General features: G+C 65.4%; 17 protein-coding genes. 13 read left to right on the top strand and 4 right to left on the bottom strand.

Annotated elements, in window-relative coordinates:
- Nucleotides 1–9: 9 nt before the first annotated feature.
- Nucleotides 10–1,404 carry an MFS transporter gene (locus tag J7I79_RS08230; RefSeq protein WP_214952164.1) on the bottom strand — a complete coding sequence of 465 codons (1,395 nt, stop codon included), beginning with the start codon at nt 1,402–1,404 and terminating at the stop codon, nt 10–12.
- Between the two features lie 369 nt (nt 1,405–1,773).
- Here J7I79_RS08230 and J7I79_RS08225 point away from each other — a divergent pair, with 369 nt between their 5' ends.
- From J7I79_RS08225 to J7I79_RS08215, 3 genes are read left to right on the top strand one after another with little or no spacing between them, the layout of a single operon-like run.
- Complete coding sequence (locus tag J7I79_RS08225; RefSeq protein WP_214952162.1) at nt 1,774–2,442, top strand: response regulator transcription factor; 669 nt, start codon at nt 1,774–1,776, stop codon at nt 2,440–2,442.
- A complete protein-coding gene (locus J7I79_RS08220) occupies nt 2,439–3,875 on the top strand; it encodes a HAMP domain-containing sensor histidine kinase (RefSeq protein ID WP_214952160.1) in 1,437 nt (478 codons plus the stop codon). The genes J7I79_RS08225 and J7I79_RS08220 overlap by 4 nt, the downstream gene beginning before the upstream one ends.
- The gene (locus tag J7I79_RS08215; protein ID WP_214952158.1) at nt 3,872–4,891 is read left to right on the top strand and encodes a TAXI family TRAP transporter solute-binding subunit; all 1,020 of its coding nucleotides are present in this window, start codon (nt 3,872–3,874) and stop codon (nt 4,889–4,891) included. Before J7I79_RS08220 ends, J7I79_RS08215 begins: the two co-directional genes overlap by 4 nt.
- Before the next feature lie 51 nt (nt 4,892–4,942).
- On the opposite strand, the gene J7I79_RS08210 is transcribed toward J7I79_RS08215, so the two are convergent.
- Nucleotides 4,943–6,457 (bottom strand): helix-turn-helix transcriptional regulator, encoded by a 1,515-nt coding sequence (locus J7I79_RS08210; RefSeq protein ID WP_214952156.1) that lies wholly within the window; start codon nt 6,455–6,457, stop codon nt 4,943–4,945.
- Between the two features lie 154 nt (nt 6,458–6,611).
- Here J7I79_RS08210 and aceA point away from each other — a divergent pair, with 154 nt between their 5' ends.
- Nucleotides 6,612–7,943, top strand: coding sequence for an isocitrate lyase (gene aceA / locus J7I79_RS08205; protein WP_214952154.1), 1,332 nt, complete (start codon nt 6,612–6,614; stop codon nt 7,941–7,943).
- Nucleotides 7,944–8,194: 251 nt separating this feature from the next.
- Nucleotides 8,195–9,859, top strand: a complete 1,665-nt coding sequence (gene aceB, locus J7I79_RS08200) for a malate synthase A (RefSeq protein WP_214952152.1) — start codon at nt 8,195–8,197, stop codon at nt 9,857–9,859.
- A gap of 195 nt (nt 9,860–10,054) precedes the next feature.
- Here aceB and J7I79_RS08195 read toward each other — a convergent pair whose 3' ends face one another.
- Together J7I79_RS08195 and J7I79_RS08190 are read right to left on the bottom strand one after the other, a co-directional pair.
- On the bottom strand, nt 10,055–11,221 hold the full coding sequence (locus J7I79_RS08195) for a CynX/NimT family MFS transporter (RefSeq protein ID WP_214952493.1): 1,167 nt from the start codon (nt 11,219–11,221) through the stop codon (nt 10,055–10,057).
- Nucleotides 11,222–11,328: 107 nt separating this feature from the next.
- A complete protein-coding gene (locus tag J7I79_RS08190; protein ID WP_214952150.1) occupies nt 11,329–12,561 on the bottom strand; it encodes an ROK family transcriptional regulator in 1,233 nt (410 codons plus the stop codon).
- A gap of 183 nt (nt 12,562–12,744) precedes the next feature.
- Here J7I79_RS08190 and J7I79_RS08185 point away from each other — a divergent pair, with 183 nt between their 5' ends.
- The 8 genes from J7I79_RS08185 (at nt 12,745) to J7I79_RS08150 (ending at nt 21,112) form a co-directional block, all read left to right on the top strand.
- Nucleotides 12,745–13,485, top strand: a complete 741-nt coding sequence (locus tag J7I79_RS08185; protein WP_214952149.1) for a sugar phosphate isomerase/epimerase — start codon at nt 12,745–12,747, stop codon at nt 13,483–13,485.
- A complete protein-coding gene (locus J7I79_RS08180) occupies nt 13,482–14,624 on the top strand; it encodes a Gfo/Idh/MocA family protein (protein ID WP_214952147.1) in 1,143 nt (380 codons plus the stop codon). The genes J7I79_RS08185 and J7I79_RS08180 overlap by 4 nt, the downstream gene beginning before the upstream one ends.
- A gap of 47 nt (nt 14,625–14,671) precedes the next feature.
- On the top strand, nt 14,672–15,994 hold the full coding sequence (locus J7I79_RS08175) for a sugar ABC transporter substrate-binding protein (protein WP_214952145.1): 1,323 nt from the start codon (nt 14,672–14,674) through the stop codon (nt 15,992–15,994).
- Between the two features lie 63 nt (nt 15,995–16,057).
- A complete protein-coding gene (locus J7I79_RS08170) occupies nt 16,058–17,071 on the top strand; it encodes a carbohydrate ABC transporter permease (protein WP_214952143.1) in 1,014 nt (337 codons plus the stop codon).
- The gene (locus tag J7I79_RS08165) at nt 17,064–17,903 is read left to right on the top strand and encodes a carbohydrate ABC transporter permease (protein ID WP_104174058.1); all 840 of its coding nucleotides are present in this window, start codon (nt 17,064–17,066) and stop codon (nt 17,901–17,903) included. Before J7I79_RS08170 ends, J7I79_RS08165 begins: the two co-directional genes overlap by 8 nt.
- Before the next feature lie 88 nt (nt 17,904–17,991).
- Nucleotides 17,992–19,212, top strand: a complete 1,221-nt coding sequence (locus J7I79_RS08160; protein WP_396020179.1) for a Gfo/Idh/MocA family protein — start codon at nt 17,992–17,994, stop codon at nt 19,210–19,212.
- A 1-nt stretch (nt 19,213) separates the two neighbouring features.
- Nucleotides 19,214–20,215, top strand: coding sequence for a sugar phosphate isomerase/epimerase (locus tag J7I79_RS08155; protein ID WP_214952141.1), 1,002 nt, complete (start codon nt 19,214–19,216; stop codon nt 20,213–20,215).
- A gap of 6 nt (nt 20,216–20,221) precedes the next feature.
- Nucleotides 20,222–21,112 (top strand): biopolymer transporter Tol, encoded by an 891-nt coding sequence (locus J7I79_RS08150; RefSeq protein WP_214952139.1) that lies wholly within the window; start codon nt 20,222–20,224, stop codon nt 21,110–21,112.
- The last annotated feature ends 2 nt before the right edge of the window (nt 21,113–21,114 follow it).

Below are 21,114 nucleotides of genomic sequence, written 5' to 3'. Positions count from 1 at the left end.
CCCTGGACGCTAGGCGTCCACGAGGTCCTTGTCCTTGTCGTCGTCCTTGCGGGACTGCGACCAGGCGTCGCCCTGTTCGCGGTCCAGGTGCGTGGCCTTCTTGTTTCGCAGGGCGAAGATGTAGACCACCAGCGAGATGGCGATGGCGACGGTGACGTAGGTGAAGAACAGGTCCACCCGCTCGGCCTTCTGGAAGGCCGCGCCGAGCAGCGGAACCGTACCGCCGAAGAGTGAGTTGGCAATCGCGTAGCCCAGCCCCACTCCGAGGGCACGGATGGAGGCCGGGAACAGCTCGGCCTTCACGAGGGCGTTGATGGAGGTGTAGCCGCCAACGATCAGCAGGCCGCCCATCATGAGCAGGAACGCGGTGAACGGGTCCTTGGTGTTGGACAGGGTGGAGAGCAGCGGCCAGGTGAAGAGGACGCCGGTGATGCCGAACCATAGCAACAGCGGCTTGCGGCCCACCTTGTCCGAGATGATGCCGTACACGGGCTGGAGCAGCATGAAGATGAACAGTGCCCAGAAGTTGATCACCGACGTGTCGGTCTTGGCGATGCCGGACGTATCGTTCATGAACTTCAGGATGAAGTTGGTGTACGTGTAGAACGCCACCGTGCCGCCGAGAGTGACGCCGATGCAGATCAGCAGCGGCTTCCAGTACTGCGTGAACAACAGCCTCATGGTGCCCGGCTGGGCTTCGCCGGCGGCGACGGGCCTCTTGGCAGCCTCGACCTGCTCCGCGGAGACGGTTTCCTCCATGGAACGCCGCAGCCACAGGACCACCATGGCCGCCACGCCGCCGATGGCGAATGGAATGCGCCAGCCCCACTCGGTCAGGTCACCCTTGGGCATAATGTTCTGCAGGATGACCAGAACCAGGAGGGCCAGCATCTGGCCGCCGACCAGGGTCACGTACTGGAAGCTGGAGAAGAAGCCGCGGCGCTTGGACGTGGCGGCCTCGGACATGTAGGTGGCGCTGGTGCCGTATTCGCCACCCACGGAGAAGCCCTGGACCAGCCGCACGAGGACCAGCAGGATCATGGCCCAGATGCCAATCTGTTGCTGCGTGGGCAGGATGGCGATCGCGAAGGAACCAGCGGACATCATCGTCACGCTGAGCGTAAGCGCGGCCTTGCGTCCCTTGCGGTCGGCGTAGCGGCCGAAGAACCATGCGCCGACCGGCCGCATCAGGAACGAGGTGGAGAAGACGGCCATTGCCTCAAGGCCGGCCTGAAGATCGTCAGTGGCGTTGAAGAAGTGCGACTGGAAGTATGCCGCAAAAGCGGTGTAGACGTAGACGTCGTACCACTCCACCAGGTTGCCGGCCGAGCCTTTGAGGATGTTGCTCACGGCCCGGCGGGTCTGGGCTGACTCGCTCTGGACTTCGGTTTGCTGGGTGCTCATCGCTGAACCGTCCTTGACGGCGCCGCCACCGGTAACCGTTCCGGGCGTACTTTCGTGCTGTCCACGGCAACATTGCTCATGGTTCCTCCTCGACATCGGCAGTCACCGGAAAGCCGGGGACTCCATCCAAGCTATTCGTGATCCACCGCACAGCCAACGCCGGAGCGGAAGTCCTAACACTTCCTTAGGTTTAGCTCCCGGGTTGCCCAGATGGATCTGCGCTTGCCCTTGCATCTGCCCGCGCCCGGCGGGGCCTGGCCCGCGCATGGTGGGTTCCGGGCCCGTCGGGGCGGAAAATCGGTGGACGGGGTAATCTCCAAAGGCGGGCCGGGGAAGAAAACGCCGCTCATACGGAACAGGAAACAGGCCATGGATGTGCTCATCGTCGAGGACGACGACGCCATGGCGTCCGCCCTCGACGCGGCCGTGGTTTCCGCCGGACACACGGCTTCCCGGGTTGCCCGCGGAGCCGACGCACTCCTGGAACACCGGCGCTTTGAGGTCATCCTGCTCGATCTGGGCCTTCCCGACATGGACGGCCTCGACGTCCTGCGCAAGCTTCGCCAGGTCACACCCGTCCCGATCCTGATCCTCACAGCCCGCGACGACGAGCGCAGCGTGGTGCTTGGCCTGCGGTCCGGAGCCGATGACTACCTCGTCAAGCCGGTGAAACTGGTTGAGCTCCTCGCGCGCATCGAAGCCGTCACCCGGCGGGCAGGCCGCGCAAAGGACAACAGGCAGCGGACCATCGTGCTGGGCGAACTCGAGGTGGACCTCGAACGGCGTGTGGCCGCGATCGGGCCCAGAGTCCTGCCGTTGACCGCCACCGAGTTCGACCTGCTCGCGCTCCTGGCAAGCCACGCTGGTTCGGTGGTCACCCGGGAGCAGATCCTGGACGCGCTGTGGGGCGATGCGTTCCTTGCCTCCTCCCGATCCCTCGACGTGCACCTGACAGGCCTGCGGGCGAAACTCCAGATGCCGGGCTTCATCATCAACGTCCGCGGCGTGGGCTACCGGGTCGAGGCGGGTCCTGCGTGAAGCTGCGAGTCCTCGGTGTCCTTAGCATCCTGTCCGTCCTCATCGTCATCTTCGCCTCCACCGCCATCCTGACGTCGGCCGGCCGTGAGCTTACCCAGGAACTTCAGATCAACCGGGCTGCCGCCCTCAACCGCCTCGCGCAGGTAGCGTTCGACGCCGCCACGGACGGAGGAGACGCCACGCAGTTGCAGACCGAGATGGACAGATACTCGGAACTGTATGGGGAGGGGGTCCTGATCCGCCTCCAGGCAGGCACGCTGCGCTCGGGCGGCCTGAGCGAGGAGAGGGCAGACGTCCGCGATGCGCTGGCCAGGGCGAACCTGAACCTCAACGACACCACGCTCGCTCCGCTTCAGCCTTTCGGAACCGGTTCCGAGGTGATTTCACGCTCCTTCGGCAGCGCAAGCCAGGTTCTCGGCGAGGCGGTCCTGGAAGTGAACCTGGATGCCGCCCGGCAGAAGCTGCGGGAGCGGTGGCTCCTTGTCGGAGTCGCTGCCGCCGCCCTCACAGCAGTGCTCCTCCTCGGCGCCGCCCGCGTGACCAGGTGGGTGCTGCGTCCTGTGCACCGCCTGAATTCGGCGGTAACAGAGCTTGAGGCAACAGGGAGGACCGGCCAGCTTCCTGAGGACGGGCCGCCGGAACTGCGGGAACTGAGCCGTTCCTTCACCAGAATGGCGCGGACGGTCAGCGACAGCATCGACTCCCAGCGCCAGCTGATTGCCGACACGTCCCATCAGCTGCGCAATCCCGTGGGCGCCCTGCGGTTGAGGGTCGACTTACTGCAGCTTGAACTGCAAACAGCCCGGGAACACAAGGCCGCAGCCGGAGTACTGGCGGAACTGGAACGTGTGGAAGAGATCCTGGACGGGGTATTGAAGCTGGCCACGGCCGAGCACAGGGTCTTCGAGGACTCTGCCGGAGGGCCGCTGGGGACCCCTTCCCGCGGGCTCCCGGCGGTGGCTGATCCTTACCCTGTCCTGCAGGAAGAAACCGAACGGGCAGGACCTGCGGCACGGCGCAGCGGCTCATCCATCCTGCTGGACGATCCGCCGGACCCGGCGGTGCACATCGCCTGCAACGCCGCCGAACTGGCCCAGATGGTGGGGGAACTGATCAACAACGCCATCAAATACGCAGCCCCTGCCCGCATCTCGGTGGCGGTCAGGGTCCGCCCGGACGCGGTCGCCGTCGAAATCTCCGACGACGGCCCCGGGCTTTCTGCGGCGGAACGTGCTGCTGCCACAAGCCGGTTCTGGCGTTCCCCGCAGCACCGGGAGATCCGTGGCAACGGCCTGGGCATGACGATCGTGGACAAACTGGCGGGAGCCAACGGGGCCCGCCTGCTGCTGGCGGAAGCCTCGCCGCACGGCCTGATCGCACGCATCGAGTTTCCCCGGGCCGTGGCCCGGCCGGGTAAGGAGGGCACTGCATGACAGGCATGATGTCCGGAGGCCTTCCGCCGAGGCGGACCGCCCTCAAGGCCGGGCTGGCTGCCGGGCTGGCGGGACTGCTTTTGCCGGCCCTCAGCGCCTGCACTCCCGAGGACCGTCCGGGCACGGTGACCGTGGCCGGGGGTGAGCCGGGAGGGTTCTATCTGGAGTTCGCCACGCTGCTGGCGGAGTCCCTCCAGCGTCATGGAGTGGCAGACCATGCGGTGGCCCTGACTACCGGAGGCAGCCTGGACAACCTGGGTCAACTGCTGACAGGGCAGGCCACGTTCGCCGTCGCGCTGGCCGATGCCGCCGCCCAGCAGTTGGCAACACACGGCACGTCGGCCGCCGGAGTCACGGCCCTCGGACGGGTGTACGAAAATTATGTGCATTGCGTCGTGCGGAAAGGCAGCGGCATCCGCGACCTCGCCGGTCTGGCCGGGAGGACAGTGGCTGTCGGCGAGCCCGGTTCCGGGACCTCGTTGACCACTCCTCGCCTGATCGAGGCTGCCGGGCTGGGGTCCGCTGCTGTAGGCACTGCCTCCGCTGCCGCCACCGAAAAAACAGTGAACGTGCTGAACCTCGGGCTCAACGATGGCCTCGCAGCCCTGCAGGACGGATCAGTGGACGCCCTGTTCTGGTCCGGCGGCGTGCCAACGGCCGCGATCGCTGACAGCAACAAGGAGGCCGCCCTGGCATTCCTGGACCTCTCGGCGCTGATTCCCTCTATACGGACCCGCTATGGCCCCTACTACGACCGCGTGCTGATCCCTGAGGGCAGCTACGAGGGCATTCCCGCTGTCTGGACGGTGGGTGTGGCGAATCTCCTCCTGTGCCGGAACGACCTGGACGGGAGAACCGTGAAGAGGACCGTCGAACTGCTGGTGGGGCACGCCGAGGAACTGATCCCCCGCTCCAGCCTGGGGGTCCAGTTCCTCAGCCCGGAGTCGCTGATCAACACCGCCGGCCTGCCGTTGCACCCGGCAGCCGCTGATGCCTACCGGGAACTCCACGGGTAAGGCTTTTCACCGGCCGGGCGTGCAGAGGTCCGCTCAGCGCCCGGAGTGCCCCTAGCTCCCGGAGTGCGCCTGCAGGAACGAATACACCTCGGTCTCGTCCACACCCGGGAAAGCTCCCGGAGGCATGGCGGCCAGCAGGTGGGAGTGCGCCCGGGCGGACGGCCAGGCGTTGCCCGCCCACTCCGAGGTCAGCGCGGCCGGCGGGCGACGGCAGCAGTTCTCGTCCGGGCATGTTGACTTGGACCGTTCGGTGGTTTCACGCCCGCGGAACCATTTCACCTGCGCGTACGGCACCCCGACCGACAGCGAGAACTCGCCGTTCGCGGAGCGCTCGGTCCGGGCCGTGCACCAGTACGTCCCCGCCGGGGTGTCCGTGTACTGGTTGTACGCACTGAACTTGTCCGCCACGTCGAACACCATGCGGCTGGTCCAGTATTTGCACGACGGCTGGCCCTCGATGGCGCCGGTGTGGTCCTGCGGGAACGTCACGCCGTCGTTCTCGTAGGCCTTATAGATGATGCCGCTCTTATGGGTCTTCTGGAAGTGGGTGCGGATGTCCAGGTGCTGGGTGGCCAGGTTGGTGAACCGGTGGGCGGCCGTTTCATAGGACACGGCGAAGGCATCCCGGACGTCCTCCACGGCGATTTCCTTGGCTTGCTTGGCTTTCTGCAGGAAATCCACGGTGGCCTGCTCCGGGAGCATCAGTGCTGCCGCGAAATAGTTGGTAGCGACGCGCTGCATCAGGAAATCCCCGTAGTTGTTGGGGGTCTGGTGGCCCAGGACGTAGTGGCCCAGCGCCTGCAGGAGTACCGACCGGGGGTCGTGGTCCGAGCGCTGGTTCTGCGTCAGGTAAATTCGGTGGTTCTTGAGATCCGTCACGGAACGGGTGGAATGCGGCAGGTCTCCCACATGGTGGAGGGTGAACCCGAGGTGACCGGCAATGTCCGCGATGACGTGATGCGAAAGCGGACCGCTGGTGTGTCCCACCGAGGCCAGGACCTTCTGCGCCTCGGCCTCGTACTCCGGGAAGTAGTTGTTCCGCTCCCGCATCATGGCCCGCAGTTCAGCGTTGGCACGGCGGGCCTCTTCGGGCGTCGCCACCTGCTCATTGAGTTTGCGCTCCAGCTCGTGCTGCAGGCCCACCATGGACTCCAAAACATCCATCGGGAGCCGCGAACTGATGCGGATTTTCGGCAGGTTGAGGGACTCGTAGATGGGGCTGCGCTGGTACCGCTCCAGCTCGATCTCCAGCGCCGCACGCCGGTTTGCCGGCTCCGCCCCGAGCAGCTGGTCAATGGTCACGCCGAGTGCCGTCGCAAGCAGCTGCAGCAGCCCCAGTTTCGGTTCACGCTTACCGTTCTCGATCAGGCTCAGCTGGCTCGGTGCGGTCCCGACGGCGGCACTCAGGTCATCGAGTGTCATGCCGGCCGCTTTGCGCAGGTGCCGCACGCGGCGGCCCAGGCTGATGACGTCCACCTCGGGGGCGCCAGGGGACAACGGCGGCGTGGCGGCTTTGCGGTTCCAGCTTGTAGGGGACATTTCTTGAGCATACGGGAAGAAGTGCACTTCTTTCCATAGTTTTCATCTAGTAACCCAATTGAAAGTGCTGAAAAGTAGATCTCACGGAAAGAAACACCGCACCGGTCCGGGCCGGCCCCCACTGCAAAGGCGCAGGACGGGGTCGGCCCGGACAAACCGGAGCACAAACAAGGAGACAACGATGACTGCAGCATTTGAGCCCACCCAGCAGACGCCCGAAGAGCAGGCCGCGGCACTGGAGCTCGAGTGGGCCGCCAACCCCCGCTGGGCAGGTGTGACCCGTGACTACAAGGCAACGGACGTCGTCCGACTCCGCGGCCGTGTCTCTGAAGAACACACGCTGGCCCGCCGCGGCTCCGAGAAGCTGTGGAAGCAGCTGACCGAAGAGCACAAGGAAGGCAAGTACACCAACGCCCTCGGCGCCCTGACCGGCAACCAGGCCGTGCAGCAGGTCAAGGCCGGCCTCCGCGCCATCTACCTGTCCGGCTGGCAGGTTGCCGCCGACGCCAACAACTCGGGCCACACCTACCCGGACCAGTCGCTGTACCCGGCCAACTCGGTTCCCACCGTGGTCCGCCGCATCAACAACGCCCTTCTCCGCGCCGACCAGATCGAATTCTCCGAGGGCATCCAGACCGTTGAGGACTGGATGGTGCCGATCATTGCCGACGCCGAGGCAGGCTTCGGCGGACCGCTGAACGCCTACGAACTCATGAAATCCATGATCCAGGCCGGCGCCGCTGGCGTTCACTGGGAGGACCAGCTCGCTTCGGAGAAGAAGTGCGGCCACCTCGGCGGCAAGGTGCTGATCCCCACCCAGCAGCACGTCCGCACCCTGAACGCGGCCCGCCTGGCCGCCGACGTCGCCGGCACCCCGTCGGTGGTCATCGCACGCACCGACGCGGAGGCAGCAACCCTGATCACCTCCGACGTCGATCCCCGCGACCAGGAATTCGTACTCCGCGAAGGGGGACAGCCGGTTCGTACGGCGGAGGGCTTCTACAAGGTCCGCAACGGCATCGAACCCTGCATCGCCCGCGCCAAGGCCTACGCCCCGTATTCCGACCTCATCTGGATGGAAACGGGCACCCCGGACCTCGAGCTGGCCCGCAAGTTCGCCGAGGCCGTCAAGGCCGATTTCCCGGACCAGATGCTCTCCTACAACTGCTCGCCCTCGTTCAACTGGCGCAAGCACCTGGACGACGCCACGATCGCCAAGTTCCAGCGTGAACTCGGCGCCATGGGCTTCACGTTCCAGTTCATCACCCTGGCCGGCTTCCACGCCCTGAACTACTCGATGTTCGACCTGGCCCACGGTTACGCCCGTGAAGGCATGAGCGCCTACGTCGAGCTCCAGGAAAAGGAATTCGCCTCCGAGTCCCGCGGCTACACCGCGACCAAGCACCAGCGCGAAGTCGGCACCGGCTACTTCGACGACATCGCAACTGCGCTCAACCCGAACGCATCCACCCTCGCACTGGTCGGATCGACCGAAGAGGGCCAGTTCCACTAACCTTCGCCGCCGAAGGTGAACGGTTCATGCCGCTCACCGAAAGGCACGACGGCGGCGGCACCCATGGTGCCCATGCCATCGGGGCTGGGAAAGGTGATCCGGAAGCGTGCGTAAAAGGGGCCCCGTCCCCGCCCTGGCCGAGCTCTGCGAGGCCAGGGCGGGGACGGGGAATAGCACGCAGAGGATCGCCTTTTTCGGCCCCACACCGCACCCCCGCCGTCGAACATCTGCTTCTCCGAGGAGAGATTGAAATGAACAGCTTCACTGACAACTTCACTATCAACGGGATCACGTTGACCGCGCAGCCGATTTGCCGGCAGGGCGAGGTTCTTACTCCGGATGCTTTGGCGTTTGTTGCCAAGCTGCACCGGGCCACCACGGAACGGCGGCAGGAGCTGCTCCAGGGCCGCCGCAACCGGCGGGCCGAGATCGCCAAGGGGCAGGACCCGCGGTTCCTCCGCGAGACCGAGTCCGTCCGCAATGATCCGAACTGGCGCGTCGCTCCCCCGGCTCCTGGCCTGGAGGACCGCCGCGTGGAGATCACCGGCCCGGTGGACAAGAAGATGACCATCAACGCGCTGAACTCCGGCGCCAAGGTGTGGCTGGCCGACATGGAAGACTCCTCCACACCGTCGTGGCGGAACGTCATCCAGGGCCAGCTGAACCTTACGGACGCACTGGAACGCCAGATCGACTTCACCTCCCCGGAGGGCAAGGACTACAAGCTCCGTCCGGCCGGCGAACTGCCCACCATCGTGGTCCGCCCCCGCGGCTGGCACCTGCCCGAGAAGCACATGCTCATCGACGGCGAACCGATCGCGGGCGGCATCGTGGACTTCGGCCTGTACTTCTTCCACAACGCCCGCCGCCTGCTGGCCCAGGGCAAGGGCCCGTACTTCTACCTGCCGAAGATCGAAAACCACCTCGAAGCACGGTTGTGGAACGATATCTTCATCCTCGCCCAGGACCTCATGGGCATCCCGCAGGGCACCATCCGCGCCACCGTGCTGATCGAGACCATCACCGCCTCCTTCGAGATGGAGGAGATCCTGTACGAACTCCGCGACCACGCCTCGGGCCTGAACGCCGGCCGGTGGGACTACATCTTCTCCCTCATCAAGAACTTCCGCACCCGCGGCCCCCGCTTCGTCCTCCCGGACCGTGTACAGGTGACCATGACGGCCCCCTTCATGCGCGCCTACACCGAGCAGCTGGTACGGGCCTGCCACAAACGCGGCGCCATGGCCATCGGCGGCATGGCCGCCGCCGTCCCCAACCGCAAGGACGAGGCAGCCAACGCCATCGCCTTCGAGAAGGTCCGCGCGGACAAGACCCGCGAAGCCGGCGACGGCTTTGACGGCTCCTGGGTTGCCCACCCGGACCTGGTTCCGGTGTGCCGCGAGGTGTTCGACGGCGTCCTCGGCGACCGGCCGAACCAGCTGGAACGCCTCCGCGAGGACGTCACCCCCGATGACCGTGCGCTGCTGGACATCGCCTCCACCACCGGCACCATCACCGAACAGGGCATACGGAACAACATCGAGGTAGGGATCCGCTACATCGAGTCCTGGCTGCGCGGCAACGGTGCCGTGGCCATCCACAACCTGATGGAGGACGCCGCCACCGCGGAGATCTCCCGCTCGCAGATCTGGCAGTGGATCTACTCCCACGCCATCACGGACCAGGGCGAAATCATCACCCACGACTGGGTGGAGGACATGCTCGACCAGGAATTCACCAAACTCGAACGCTTCGAAGGCGACCGCTTCGCCGACGCCCGCGACATCTTCGAGGAAGTCACCCTGGCCGACGCGTTCCCCACGTTCCTGACCCTCCCCGCCTACGCCCGCTTCCTGCACGAAGCCCGCGACGGTTCCGACGGACCGGTCGAGGACGCGGAGCTGGCCGCCGCCTAGGAATCGCCAGAGTTTCCGTTTGCCGGGCTGCCACGCCGTCCGCAACAGGCACCCCGAAATCCGGGGAGGCGGCCCGGCAACGGAACCACCATTAGGCGCGAACTGGCAGCTAATGACCCGAAAACCTAAGTTTGAGGGCGTTAGCTGCCAGTTCGCGCTTTTTGTGGGGTGAAAGTACGACGACGGCGGGACGCGTCAGCGCGTCTTCGGCACCTTGCGCACGGAGAGCGTCGTGCCCAGGAAGAACGCCGCCACCGAGCCGAGGATCAGCAGCATCGGGTTGGTCCAGGACCCGGAAAGCCCGTGGACATAGCCCAGGAGCGTCGGGGCGGCAGCGCCAACCGAGTACCCCACGCCCTGGACGATGGCGGACATCCGGCCGGCGGACGCCTGGTCGCGGGCCAGCTTGATGATGGCAATGAAAATGAGCGTGATGCCGCCGCCCTGCGCCGCGCCGCCCACCGAGGACCAGAGCCACCACAGCTCCGGGGCCAGCAGCAAGCCAAGGGGAACCGTTAGCCACATCGTGCCCAAGGTGACCGCCACCGCCGTCGTACTGGCAAATCTGGCCACCATCGGCACGCCGAGGCCGCCCACAATGGCGAGGATCTGGAAGAGGGAGGACCCTGCGCCGGCGGCGGAGGGTGCCATGCCCAGTTCGTCGGTCAGAAACGTGGGCAGCCACGCCGTGACGCCGTAGTAGGAGAAGGCCTGCCCCGCAAAGCCCGCCGTCAGCCCGACGGTGACCCAGCGGGATACCGGCCCGCCGGCCGGGCGGGGACCGGCTTTTTCAACGGCCGCCGGGACAAAGGCATTGCGTCCCACGGACATCACCCAGAAAACCGTCGCGGCCACGGCGAAGAGCCCGCTGGCCGCGAGGGACAGCCGCCACCCGGCAAGCTCGGCCAGGGGCGCGGTAACCACGGACGTGAGGAAGGAGCCGATGTTCAGGGCAGCCGTGTAGATGCCCATGGCCGTGCCCTGGCGCCGCGGTGAAAAGTCACGGCGAATGATCAGCGGGACAGCGATGTTGCCGATGGTGATGGCCACGCCGATGATGACCGTTCCGGCCAGCACCAGGGCGCCGTTGCCGGCCGAGCGGACAATAACACCGGCCAGCACCCCGAGCAGGGTAAGCATGATGGCGAACTCGGCGCCGAATTTTCGGCCCGCGAACGAGGCGAGCGGCGCCGCCAGGGAAAAGCACAGCACCGGAATGCCGGTCAGCAAGCCCAGTTCCACGGGCGAGAACCCGAGGTCCTGCTGCATCGGGCCCACCACGGGGGCAACAGCCACGAACGGGCCGCGCATGTTCAGCGCGATGAGTCCGATGCTCGCCAGCAGGATCCAGCCGCGCGGCATCCTGGCAAGGATATTCGCCGTCACGAGGCGGGCTGCGGTTTGGTGCGGGAGCTGGAAATCCGTGTCATCAATTCATTGCTATCACGCCCGCAGCCGCATGACGGGCCTTATCCCGTTGCCTGCAGGGTGGCTTCTATCACGGCGGGAGACAGCACATGCTGCGTGACCATCTGGCTGGCACCAAGGATGGCCGCCTGGTCCCCGGCCATCGAGAGCGCTATGCGCAAGTGTGATGTGGCCAGCGGCAGGGACCGCCGGTAAACGACTTCCCGGACGCCAGCCATCAGGTGCTCACCGGCCTGGCCCAGGCTTCCGCCGATCACAATCACGGACGGGTTGAGCAGGTTGACCACTGTTGCGAGCACGTCCCCAACATCGCGGCCGGCCTGGCGCAGCGCCTGGATCGCCTGGAGGTTGCCCTCGGCGACGAGCCGCAGGACATCCCCGCCCTTTTCGGCAGCCAGTCCCTGGCGGGCCAGTTCCCGCGCCACCGCCGGACCGGACGCCAGTGCTTCAAGGCAGCCGTAGTTGCCACAACGGCAGAGGACTTCATCGCCGCGCGGAACCCGCACATGGCCAAGGTCGCCCGCGGTTCCGTTGGCGCCGCGCTGCAGTTCCCCGCTGCTGATGATGCCCGCACCGATGCCGGTGGCCACCTTGATGAACAGGAAGTTGTCGTGTTCCGGCCAGTACGCCGTGCGTTCGCCGAGGGCCATGATGTTGACGTCGTTGTCCACCAGCACCGGGACCGGCAGCGAGCGCTGGACGTAGCGGACCACGTCGAACCCGTCCCAGCCGGGCATGATGGGCGGCTTCACCGGCATCCCGGTGGCGTGCTCCACGGGGCCGGGCAGCCCGATCCCGATGCCCGCAAGGTCTGAGGGAGTCCGGCCGGCCTCGCTGAGGAGCATCTTGCCTTCCTCAACCACCCGGCCAAGGACGGCTTCCGGACCGTCGGCAACGTCCTGGACGAGGCGGTGCTCGGCGAGGACATTGCCGCCCAGGTCGGTGACGGCAACGATCACGTGCGTGGCGCCGACGTCGACTGCCAGGACAGCGCGGGCGGCCGGATTGAAGGCAAAGCGCGACGGCGGCCGGCCGCCGCTGGAGCTTGCCTCCCCGGCAGGTCCCACCAGCCCGGAAGAGATCAGCGCATCAATGCGAGCGGCAACTGTGGAACGGGCAAGCCCGGTGGTCAGGGCCAGTTCGGCGCGGGTGCGGGCCCTGCCGTCACGGAGGAGCTGGAAGAGATCTCCGGCCCGGGAAAGATTTCCGGCACCGTCGGCAGCAGTGTCGGTTCCGGGCTCGGTTCCGGGCTCTTTTCCAGACGTTGGACTCATGAGTCAGTGATAGCACGAAGCTCTTATGCATGTCACGCCGTCGAAAGATTGTCGATAACTTTTCAACTTTTGCTTGACGATCGACAAAAGTAGTTCTAGCTTGATGTGTGAGCGGTGTCACCTGAGCCTGAGTACGATCCGGGACCGGTGGCCGCCCTCTTACCCCAACGACGAGGAGAGACAGTGTCATACTCGATCCAGCTCTACACGGTCCGTAAGGCCCTTGAAGAGGATCTCGCTGGAACCATCCAGCGCCTGGCTGAAATCGGCTTCACCATGGTTGAGCCCTACCGTTTCGTCGCCAAAGCCGCTGAACTCAAGCAGGCCTTGGCAGAGAACAATCTCACGGCCCCGTCCGGCCATGCCCCATTGCTCAGCGATGACCAGGACGCCATCTTCGCCGCCGCACAGCAGCTGGGGATCGGCACCGTCATTGACCCGCACGTTCCGATCGAGCGCTGGAACACGATCGAAGACATCAAGGAAACCGCCAAGCAGCTCAACGCAGCCGCCGCCAAGGGCGTTGGCTACGGAGTCCGCGTCGGATACCACAACCACTGGTGGGAAGTGGAGTCCGTGATCGACGGCAAGACCGCGATCGAACACCTCGCCGACAACCTGGCCCCGGAAGTTGTCCTGGAACTCGACACCTACTGGGCTGCAGTGGGCGGCCAGAACCCGGCCGATCTGCTCGCCCGCCTGGGCGACCGGGTCAAGTTCATTCACATCAAGGACGGTCCCGTCACCTCCGATCCGTCCAGCCAACTCGCCGTCGGCGACGGCAAGATGCCGATCTGGGACGTGCTGGACGCTGCCCGCTCGCTCGAAGCCGCCGTCGTGGAACTCGATGATTTCCAAGGCGACATGTTCGACGCCGTACGGGACAGCTACAACTACCTCAGCGCCGGGAAGGTCTCCGCATGAGCCACGCAGCAGGAACCGCCTTTGGCCCCCTGGGCTCAGGCCCGGTCGGCGTCGGCATCATCGGCGCAGGGGTGATCAGCAGGCAGTACCTGGACAACCTCACCAGTTTCCCGGATGTCCGGGTCATAGCGATCGGGGACCTGTTCGAGGAGGCCGCGGCTACACGGGCCGCCGAATACGGGATTCCAAACCACGGCGGCATCGACGCGGTCCTGGGCAACCCCGACGTCGAGATTGTCATCAACCTGACGATCCCGGCAGCGCATGTCGAGGTGGCCACCCAGGCAGTGAACGCCGGCAAGCATGTCTGGAGTGAAAAGCCGTTCTCCTTGGACCGGGAAAGCGGTCTGGGACTGCTCAAGGTCGCTGACGCCGCCGGCGTCCGGCTGGGCTGCGCCCCGGATACGTTCCTCGGCGCCGGCCTGCAGACGGCCCGACGGATGATCGAGCGCGGCGACATCGGCACCCCGCTGACCGCCTTGACCCTGATGCAGTCCCCCGGCCCGGAATCCTGGCACCCCAACCCCGCCTTCCTGTTCCAGGACGGGGCCGGACCCCTGTTCGACATCGGCCCGTATTACCTGACCACCCTCGTCCAGACCTTCGGCAGCATCCGCCGGGTGGCCGCATTCGGTTCGAAGTCCCGGGAAACCCGTGTGATCGGCTCCGGGCCCAAGGCCGGCGAGGTATTCGACGTGACGGTCCCGACGCATGTCAGCTCCATCCTGGAATTCGAGGATGGCGAATCGGCCCAGAGCATCTTCAGCTTCGATTCACCGCTCAAGCGCGCAGGGTTTGTCGAGATCACCGGCTCCGACGCGACGATTGCGTTGCCGGATCCGAACAACTTCGACGGCGACGTCCGGATCTGCGCGATCGGCTCCGACGACTGGACCGCAGTCCCGTCCGTCGGCTCCACGGCCAGCCGCGGCGCCGGGGTGCTGGAAATGGCCCGCGCCATCCGCGAGGGCCGGCCTCACCGGGCACAGGGTGAGCTGGCTTTCCACATCCTCGACACCATGGCCTCGATCTCGGAGTCCATCGACAACCGCGCCTTTGTTGATGTCGAAAGTTCCGCCGCCAAGGTCCCGGCCCTGCCCGAGGACTGGGACCCGACGGCTGCAACCCTCCCTGCCTAGCCCCACCCCGCATCAGCCCCAGCTCGACGACGAGAAACCGGAGCACCATGAAAAATCCCCTGAAAGTCCTGTCGGCGTTTGCCGCAACGGCTGCCATGGCACTCAGCCTGAGCGCCTGCGGCGGCGGCAGCAGCCAAGCATCCAGCGACACCATCACCTACTGGGCCTCTGACCAAGGCAACAGCCTGGATGACACGGCAGCCAAGCTGAAGCCGTCCCTGGACCGTTTCACCGAGAAGACCGGCGTCAAGGTCCAGCTGGAAGTCATCAGCTGGACTGATCTCTACAACCGCATCCTCACGGCAGTCACCAGCGGCGACGGCCCCGATGTCCTGAATATCGGCAACACCTGGGCCGTAACGCTTCAGGAGACGGGTGCTTTTGAGCCCGTCGAGGGCGAACTGCTGGAAGCGGTTGGCGGCAAGGACCGCTTCCTGAAGACCAGCTGGTCAACCGGTGGCGCCGAAGGCAAGACCCCGACATCGGTGCCGCTGTACGGCCTGGCGTACAACATGTACTACAACACCAAAATGTTCAAGGAAGCCGGCATAGCGAAAGCGCCCACCACCTGGGACGAGTTTGTGGCCGATGCCAAGAAGCTGACCAAGGACACCAACGGTGACGGCAAACCGGATCAGTGGGGCTTCACGGCCGCCGGAGCATCCGTGTCCGCCAACTCGCACCAGGCCTTCGTCCGGGGACTCCAGAACGGCGGCACTCTCTTCGATGCGGAAGGAAAGCCGACCTTTGACAGCGATCCCCAGGTCGAGGGTGTCAAGCAGTTCGTGGACCTGATGGCAACGCAAAAGGTGATGTCGCCGTCGGACGCCGAGCTCAGCCAGGGAAGCCAGAAAGTGGACAACCTTATCAACGGCAAGGCTGCCATGATGTTCGATCAGAGCCCGCTGAAGAACTTCGCCGCCCGCGACTTCAAGGACTGGGGTGTGGCCCCGATCCCCATGATGACGGCCGGCGCCACCGGTGATGCCGGCACCCAGAGCCACGTCGCCGGGATCAACCTGAGCGTCTTCAAGAACAGCGACAACAAGGCAAATGCCATCAAGCTGGCGGCTTTCCTGACCAGTGACGAAGAGCAGATCGCGCTTAACAAGGCGTACTCCTCGCTGCCCGTGGTGACCACCGCTTCGAGCGACGCGGCATTCCAGACCGAGGAGGTCAAGGCAAAGAACGATGCCCTGGCGAACCACTCGCTGCCCATGCCGCTGATCGCCAAAGAGGGCCAGATGGAGACCCTCACCGGCACGGCAATCAAAAACCTCTTTGCCAAGGCAGCCACCGGGACTGTCTCCGAAGATGACATCCGGGCGGCCCTCAAGGACGCCAACAACCAGATGGCCGCGGCCCAGTAACCAGGCCCTGCGAGTGGGGGTACCGCTGAACCGCGGTGCCCCCGCTCCGGCAAAGGAGTTTCCATGTCCCATTCAGCATTGGACAGCGGCCCCGCCGCTGCAGGCAGCGCACCTGCCGTTGACCCTGAGCCTGGCCAACCGAAGGCCGCCATCGCACCGCCAATACGCAAGCGGCGCCGCTCATTCCTCCCCTATGGCCTGATCCTCCCGGCCGCGATCCTCGAACTCCTGATCCATATCGGCCCTATGCTCCTGGGCATCTGGATCGCCTTCATCTCCCTGAACCAGCTCAATCTCACCAACTGGCTCAACGCCCCCTTCGTGGGCCTGCAAAACTTCGTCAACGGACTCAACCCCGAAAGCACCATCGGACAGGCGTTCTTCAGCACAGTGGGCCGGACCCTGGTCTACACCATCCTGGTGGTTGGTTTCTCCTGGGTGCTGGGCATGGCAGGAGCAGTGTTCCTTTCGTCCAACTTCAAGGGCCGCGCGCTCCTGCGCACGTTCTTCCTGGTCCCTTATGCACTCCCGGCCTACGTCGGAACCATCGCGTGGGCCTTCATGTTCAATCAGCGGGACGGCGCCGTGAACCAGATCCTGGTGGACACCTTCCATCTTTTCGGTGACGAGCGGCCCTTCTGGTTGCTGGGCGAGAACTCGTTTGGCGCCATGATCGTAGTGAACGTCTGGCAGCTGTGGCCCTTCGCGTTCCTCATGCTGATGGCGGCCCTCCAAAATGTCCCCACCGATGTCTACGAAGCAGCGGCCATCGACGGCGCTTCATTGTGGCAGCAGTTCCGCACCATCACGTTGCCCATGGTCCGGCCGGCCAACGGTGTGCTGCTGATGGTGATGTCACTCTGGACCTTCAACCAGTTCAATATTCCCTTTGTGCTCTTCGGTGCCTCGTCTCCGAAAGAAGCCACCCTCATTTCTCCGCTGATCTACCAGAACTCATTCGGCAGCTGGAACTTCGGCCTGGGCGGCGCCATGAGCGTCCTGCTGCTCATCGCCCTGTTCATTGCCTCCGTTTTCTACATCCGCATGGTGCTGCCCAAGGGGGCCGACAATGATTGAGACCCGCAACTTCCGAATCCTGAGGAACGTGGTCCTGACCATCCTGTCCCTCTGGGTGGCCATCCCCCTCTATGTGGTGGTGTCCACGTCGCTGAAACCGCTCAAGGACGTCTCCGGGCTGTTCCAGTGGATCCCGCGTGAAATCACTGCCTCCCCGTACCTGGACATCTGGACCACGGTGCCGCTGGCCAAGTATTTCCAGAACAGCCTCATCATCACCATCTGCGCCACGGCCTGTTCCGTAACGGTCGCTGTCCTGGCCGCCTACGCCATCGCCCGGCTGCAGTTCAAGGGGAAGCGGGCCTTCAGCCTGACGGTCCTGTCCACGCAGATGTTCCCCGGCATCCTGTTCCTCCTGCCGCTCTACCTGATCTTCACCCAGATCCGGAACATGACGGGATTGCAGCTGCAGGGGTCCTATCTTGGGCTCATCATCACCTATATGACCTTCACGTTGCCCTTCGCAATCTGGATGCTCAGCGGGTACTTCGCGTCCATCCCGAAGGAGCTGGAAGAGGCTTCGATGATCGACGGCACCGGCCGGATGGGCGCCCTCTTCCGGGTCATCCTCCCGGTAGCCAAGCCGGGCATTATTGCGGTGGCGGTGTACTCCTTCATCTCAGCCTGGGGAGAGGTGCTGTTCGCCTCCGTCCTGACGAACGAGGCCACCAAGACCCTCTCCCTGGGCCTCAAGGCCTATGCCAGCGAATCCGATGTGTTCTGGAACCAACTCATGGCCGCTTCCGTGGTGGTCAGCCTGCCCGTCCTGATCGGCTTCATCCTGGTCCAGAAACACCTAGTCGCAGGCTTGTCCGCCGGCGCGGTCAAATAGGCCCAGAAGTAAACCAACCACCACCGTTACCCGGGCCAGCCGAGCAAGCGCCGTTCGCGGCCAGCCACCTTAGTTGAGGAGCATCATCATGAAGACGGCGCACACGCCACCGCTGTCGGAGGACAGCACCACCTTCGGCACCACCCCGGACAACTCTCCCCTGGGCGTGGCGATGATCGGCTATGCGTTCATGGGCAAGGCCCACTCGAACGCCTGGCGGAATGTCGCGTCCTACTTCGACGTTCCGGCCTTCGAGCAGAAAGTGCTCGTGGGCCGGGACGCCGGGCAGGTCGCTGCGGCCGCGAATAAGTACGGCTGGGCGGAGTCCGCGACGGACTGGCGCTCGGTCCTGGACCGGGACGACATCCATATCGTGGATATCTGCGCCCCGGGCTGGATGCACGCCGAGATCGCCATCGCCGCCCTCGAAGCCGGCAAGCACGTCCTCGTGGAAAAGCCTTTGGCCAATACGCTGGCCGAGGCCGAGGCCATGACCGACGCCGCCGCGGCGGCCCGCGCCAGGGGCGTGCAGTCCATGATCGGCTTCAACTACCGCCGCGTGCCGGCCCTGGCCCTCGCGAAGGAGCTCATCGCCGAAGGCCGGCTCGGGACGGTGCGGCACGTCCGGGCCGCCTACCTGCAGGACTGGCTCTCCGACGCCGAGTCCCCCATGACCTGGCGCCTTCGCAAGGAAACCGCCGGATCCGGCGCGCTGGGCGACATCGCCTCCCACGCCATCGACCAGGTCCTCTACCTCCTGGACGGCACGGTCACCGAAGTCACGGGCCGGCTGCACACCTTCGTGGACCGCCGCCCCGGCCCGAACGGTCCGGAAGAAGTCACGGTCGACGACGCCGCCTGGGCCACGCTGACGCTCGCCTCCGGGGCCGTCGCCTCCGTGGAAGTATCCCGAGTGGCAACTGGCCAGAAGAACTCCCTCAAGTTGGAAATCTACGGCGACAAGGGCACCATCCTGTTCGACCTTGAGGCGTTGAACGAACTCGGTTTCCTGGACGCCACCGCCCCCGTGCGGGAGCAGGGCTTCCGGAGGATCCTGGTCAACGAACCCGAGCACCCCTACATGGCGGCCTGGTGGCCGCAGGGCCACGTCATCGGCTGGGAGCACACTTTCACGCACCAGATCCGTGACTTCCTGACGGCCATCAGCGCCGGGGAGGCACCGTCGCCGTCGTTCGAGGAAGGCCTCAACGTCCAGCACATCCTGTCCGCCGTCGAGGAATCAGCGGCCGCCAAAAGCTCACTTATCCAACTGAATACTTCCACCAGCACCGCCACCAAAGGAGCCTGACATGTCCCGCCCGTACACCCTGTTCACCGGCCAGTGGGCCGACCTCCCCTTCGAGGAAGTCGCGCGCCTGGCCTCCGGCTGGGGCTACGACGGCCTCGAGATCGCCGTCTCCGGGGACCACCTGGACGCCTGGCGCTGGGACGAACCAGGCTACGTCGAATCAAAGCTCGCCGTCCTGGAGAAGTACAACCTGAAGGTCTGGGCCATCTCCAACCACCTCAAGGGCCAGGCCGTCTGCGACGATCCCATCGACTTCCGCCACGAAGCCATCGTCGGCTCACGCGTTTGGGGCGACGGCGACCCCGAAGGCGTCCGCACCCGCGCCGCCGAGGAAATGAAGCACACCGCCCGGCTCGCCAAAGCCCTCGGCGTGGACACCGTCGTCGGATTCACCGGCTCCTCCATCTGGCAGTACGTCGCGATGTTCCCGCCCGTCCCGGAAAAGGTCATCGAGGCCGGCTACCAGGACTTCGCGGACCGCTGGAACCCCATCCTGGACGTCTTCGACGAATGCGGCGTCCGCTTCGCCCACGAAGTCCACCCCTCCGAGATCGCCTACGACTACTGGACCACCGTCCGCACCCTCGAAGCGATCGGACACCGCGAAGCGTTCGGCCTGAACTGGGACCCCTCCCACTTCATGTGGCAGGGCATCGACCCCGTCTCCTTCATCTGGGACTTCAAGGACCGGATCTACCACGTGGACTGCAAGGACACCAAGCTCCGCCCCACCGGCCGGAACACCGTCCTCGGCTCGCACCTGCCCTGGGGCGACCCCCGGCGGGGCTGGGACTTCGTCTCCGCAGGCCGCGGCGACGTCCCCTGGGAATCCTCCTTCCGTGCCCTCACAGCGATCGGCTACACCGGCCCCATCTCCGTGGAATGGGAAGATGCCGGCATGGACCGCCTCCACGGCGCCCCCGAAGCCCTCGCAGCGCTGAAAAAGTTCGACTTCCCCGCCTCCCAAACCAGCTTCGACGCCGCCTTCAGCAGCAAGGACTAGGCAGAAATGATCCGCACCCTCCAGCCCGGCCAGCGCTGCGAGGTCTGGATTGCGTCCGTCACCGGAGAGTCCCAGCTCGTGTACACGACGGATGATGTCCTCCTCGAGGCACCGAACTGGACCCTTGACGGTTCGTCGCTCGTCCTCAACGGGGACGGGAAGCTGTGGACGCTGGACGTGTCCGAGGGCGAGCCCACGGAAGTCCCGCTCAGCGGCATCCCCGACCTCAACAACGATCACGTCCTGGCACCCGACGGCACCGGCATCTTCCTGTCGGCGAATGACGGCCACATCTACCGTGCTTTGTTGGACGGCGGACCGGCCCAGCGCATCACCGGCGACGACGGAGGTTTCCACTTCCTCCACGGCGTCAGCCCGGACGGATCCCAGCTGGCGTACGTGGGCATCGAGGCGGGCGACTTCACGCAGCCCGGTCGCCTGATGACCATAGCGTCCGACGGCGGCGCTACCGCCGCCGTTGACGTCGGCGCGGGACACTGCGACGGGCCCGAATATTCGCCCGATGGGAAATGGCTCTACTTGAACACGGAGTCCTTTACGTCGACACCCGGCCACGCCCAGCTCGCCCGTATCCAAGTGGACGGAGGAGGCTTCGAGCGGCTCCTCGAATCCGACACCGTCGACTGGTTCCCGCACCTGTCCCCCGACGGGCAGCTGGCCACCTGCATCCGGTTCCCCAGCGGCACGGTGGGCCACCCCGCGGACCTGCCGGTCGGCGTCGTGCTTGTCTCGACCGATGACTGGACAACGCCACTGCACACATGGCCACTGTTCGGCGGCCAAGGTACGCTCAACGTCAACAGCTGGTCGCCCGATTCCACCCGGTTCGCGTACGTCGCGTACCCCCTCAGCGATTCCGAAACTACAAAGGACTAAGT

This window comes from Arthrobacter sp. ISL-69, from assembly GCF_018613775.1.
Taxonomy (GTDB): domain Bacteria; phylum Actinomycetota; class Actinomycetes; order Actinomycetales; family Micrococcaceae; genus Arthrobacter.
This window is presented reverse-complemented; position numbering and strand designations above follow the sequence as displayed.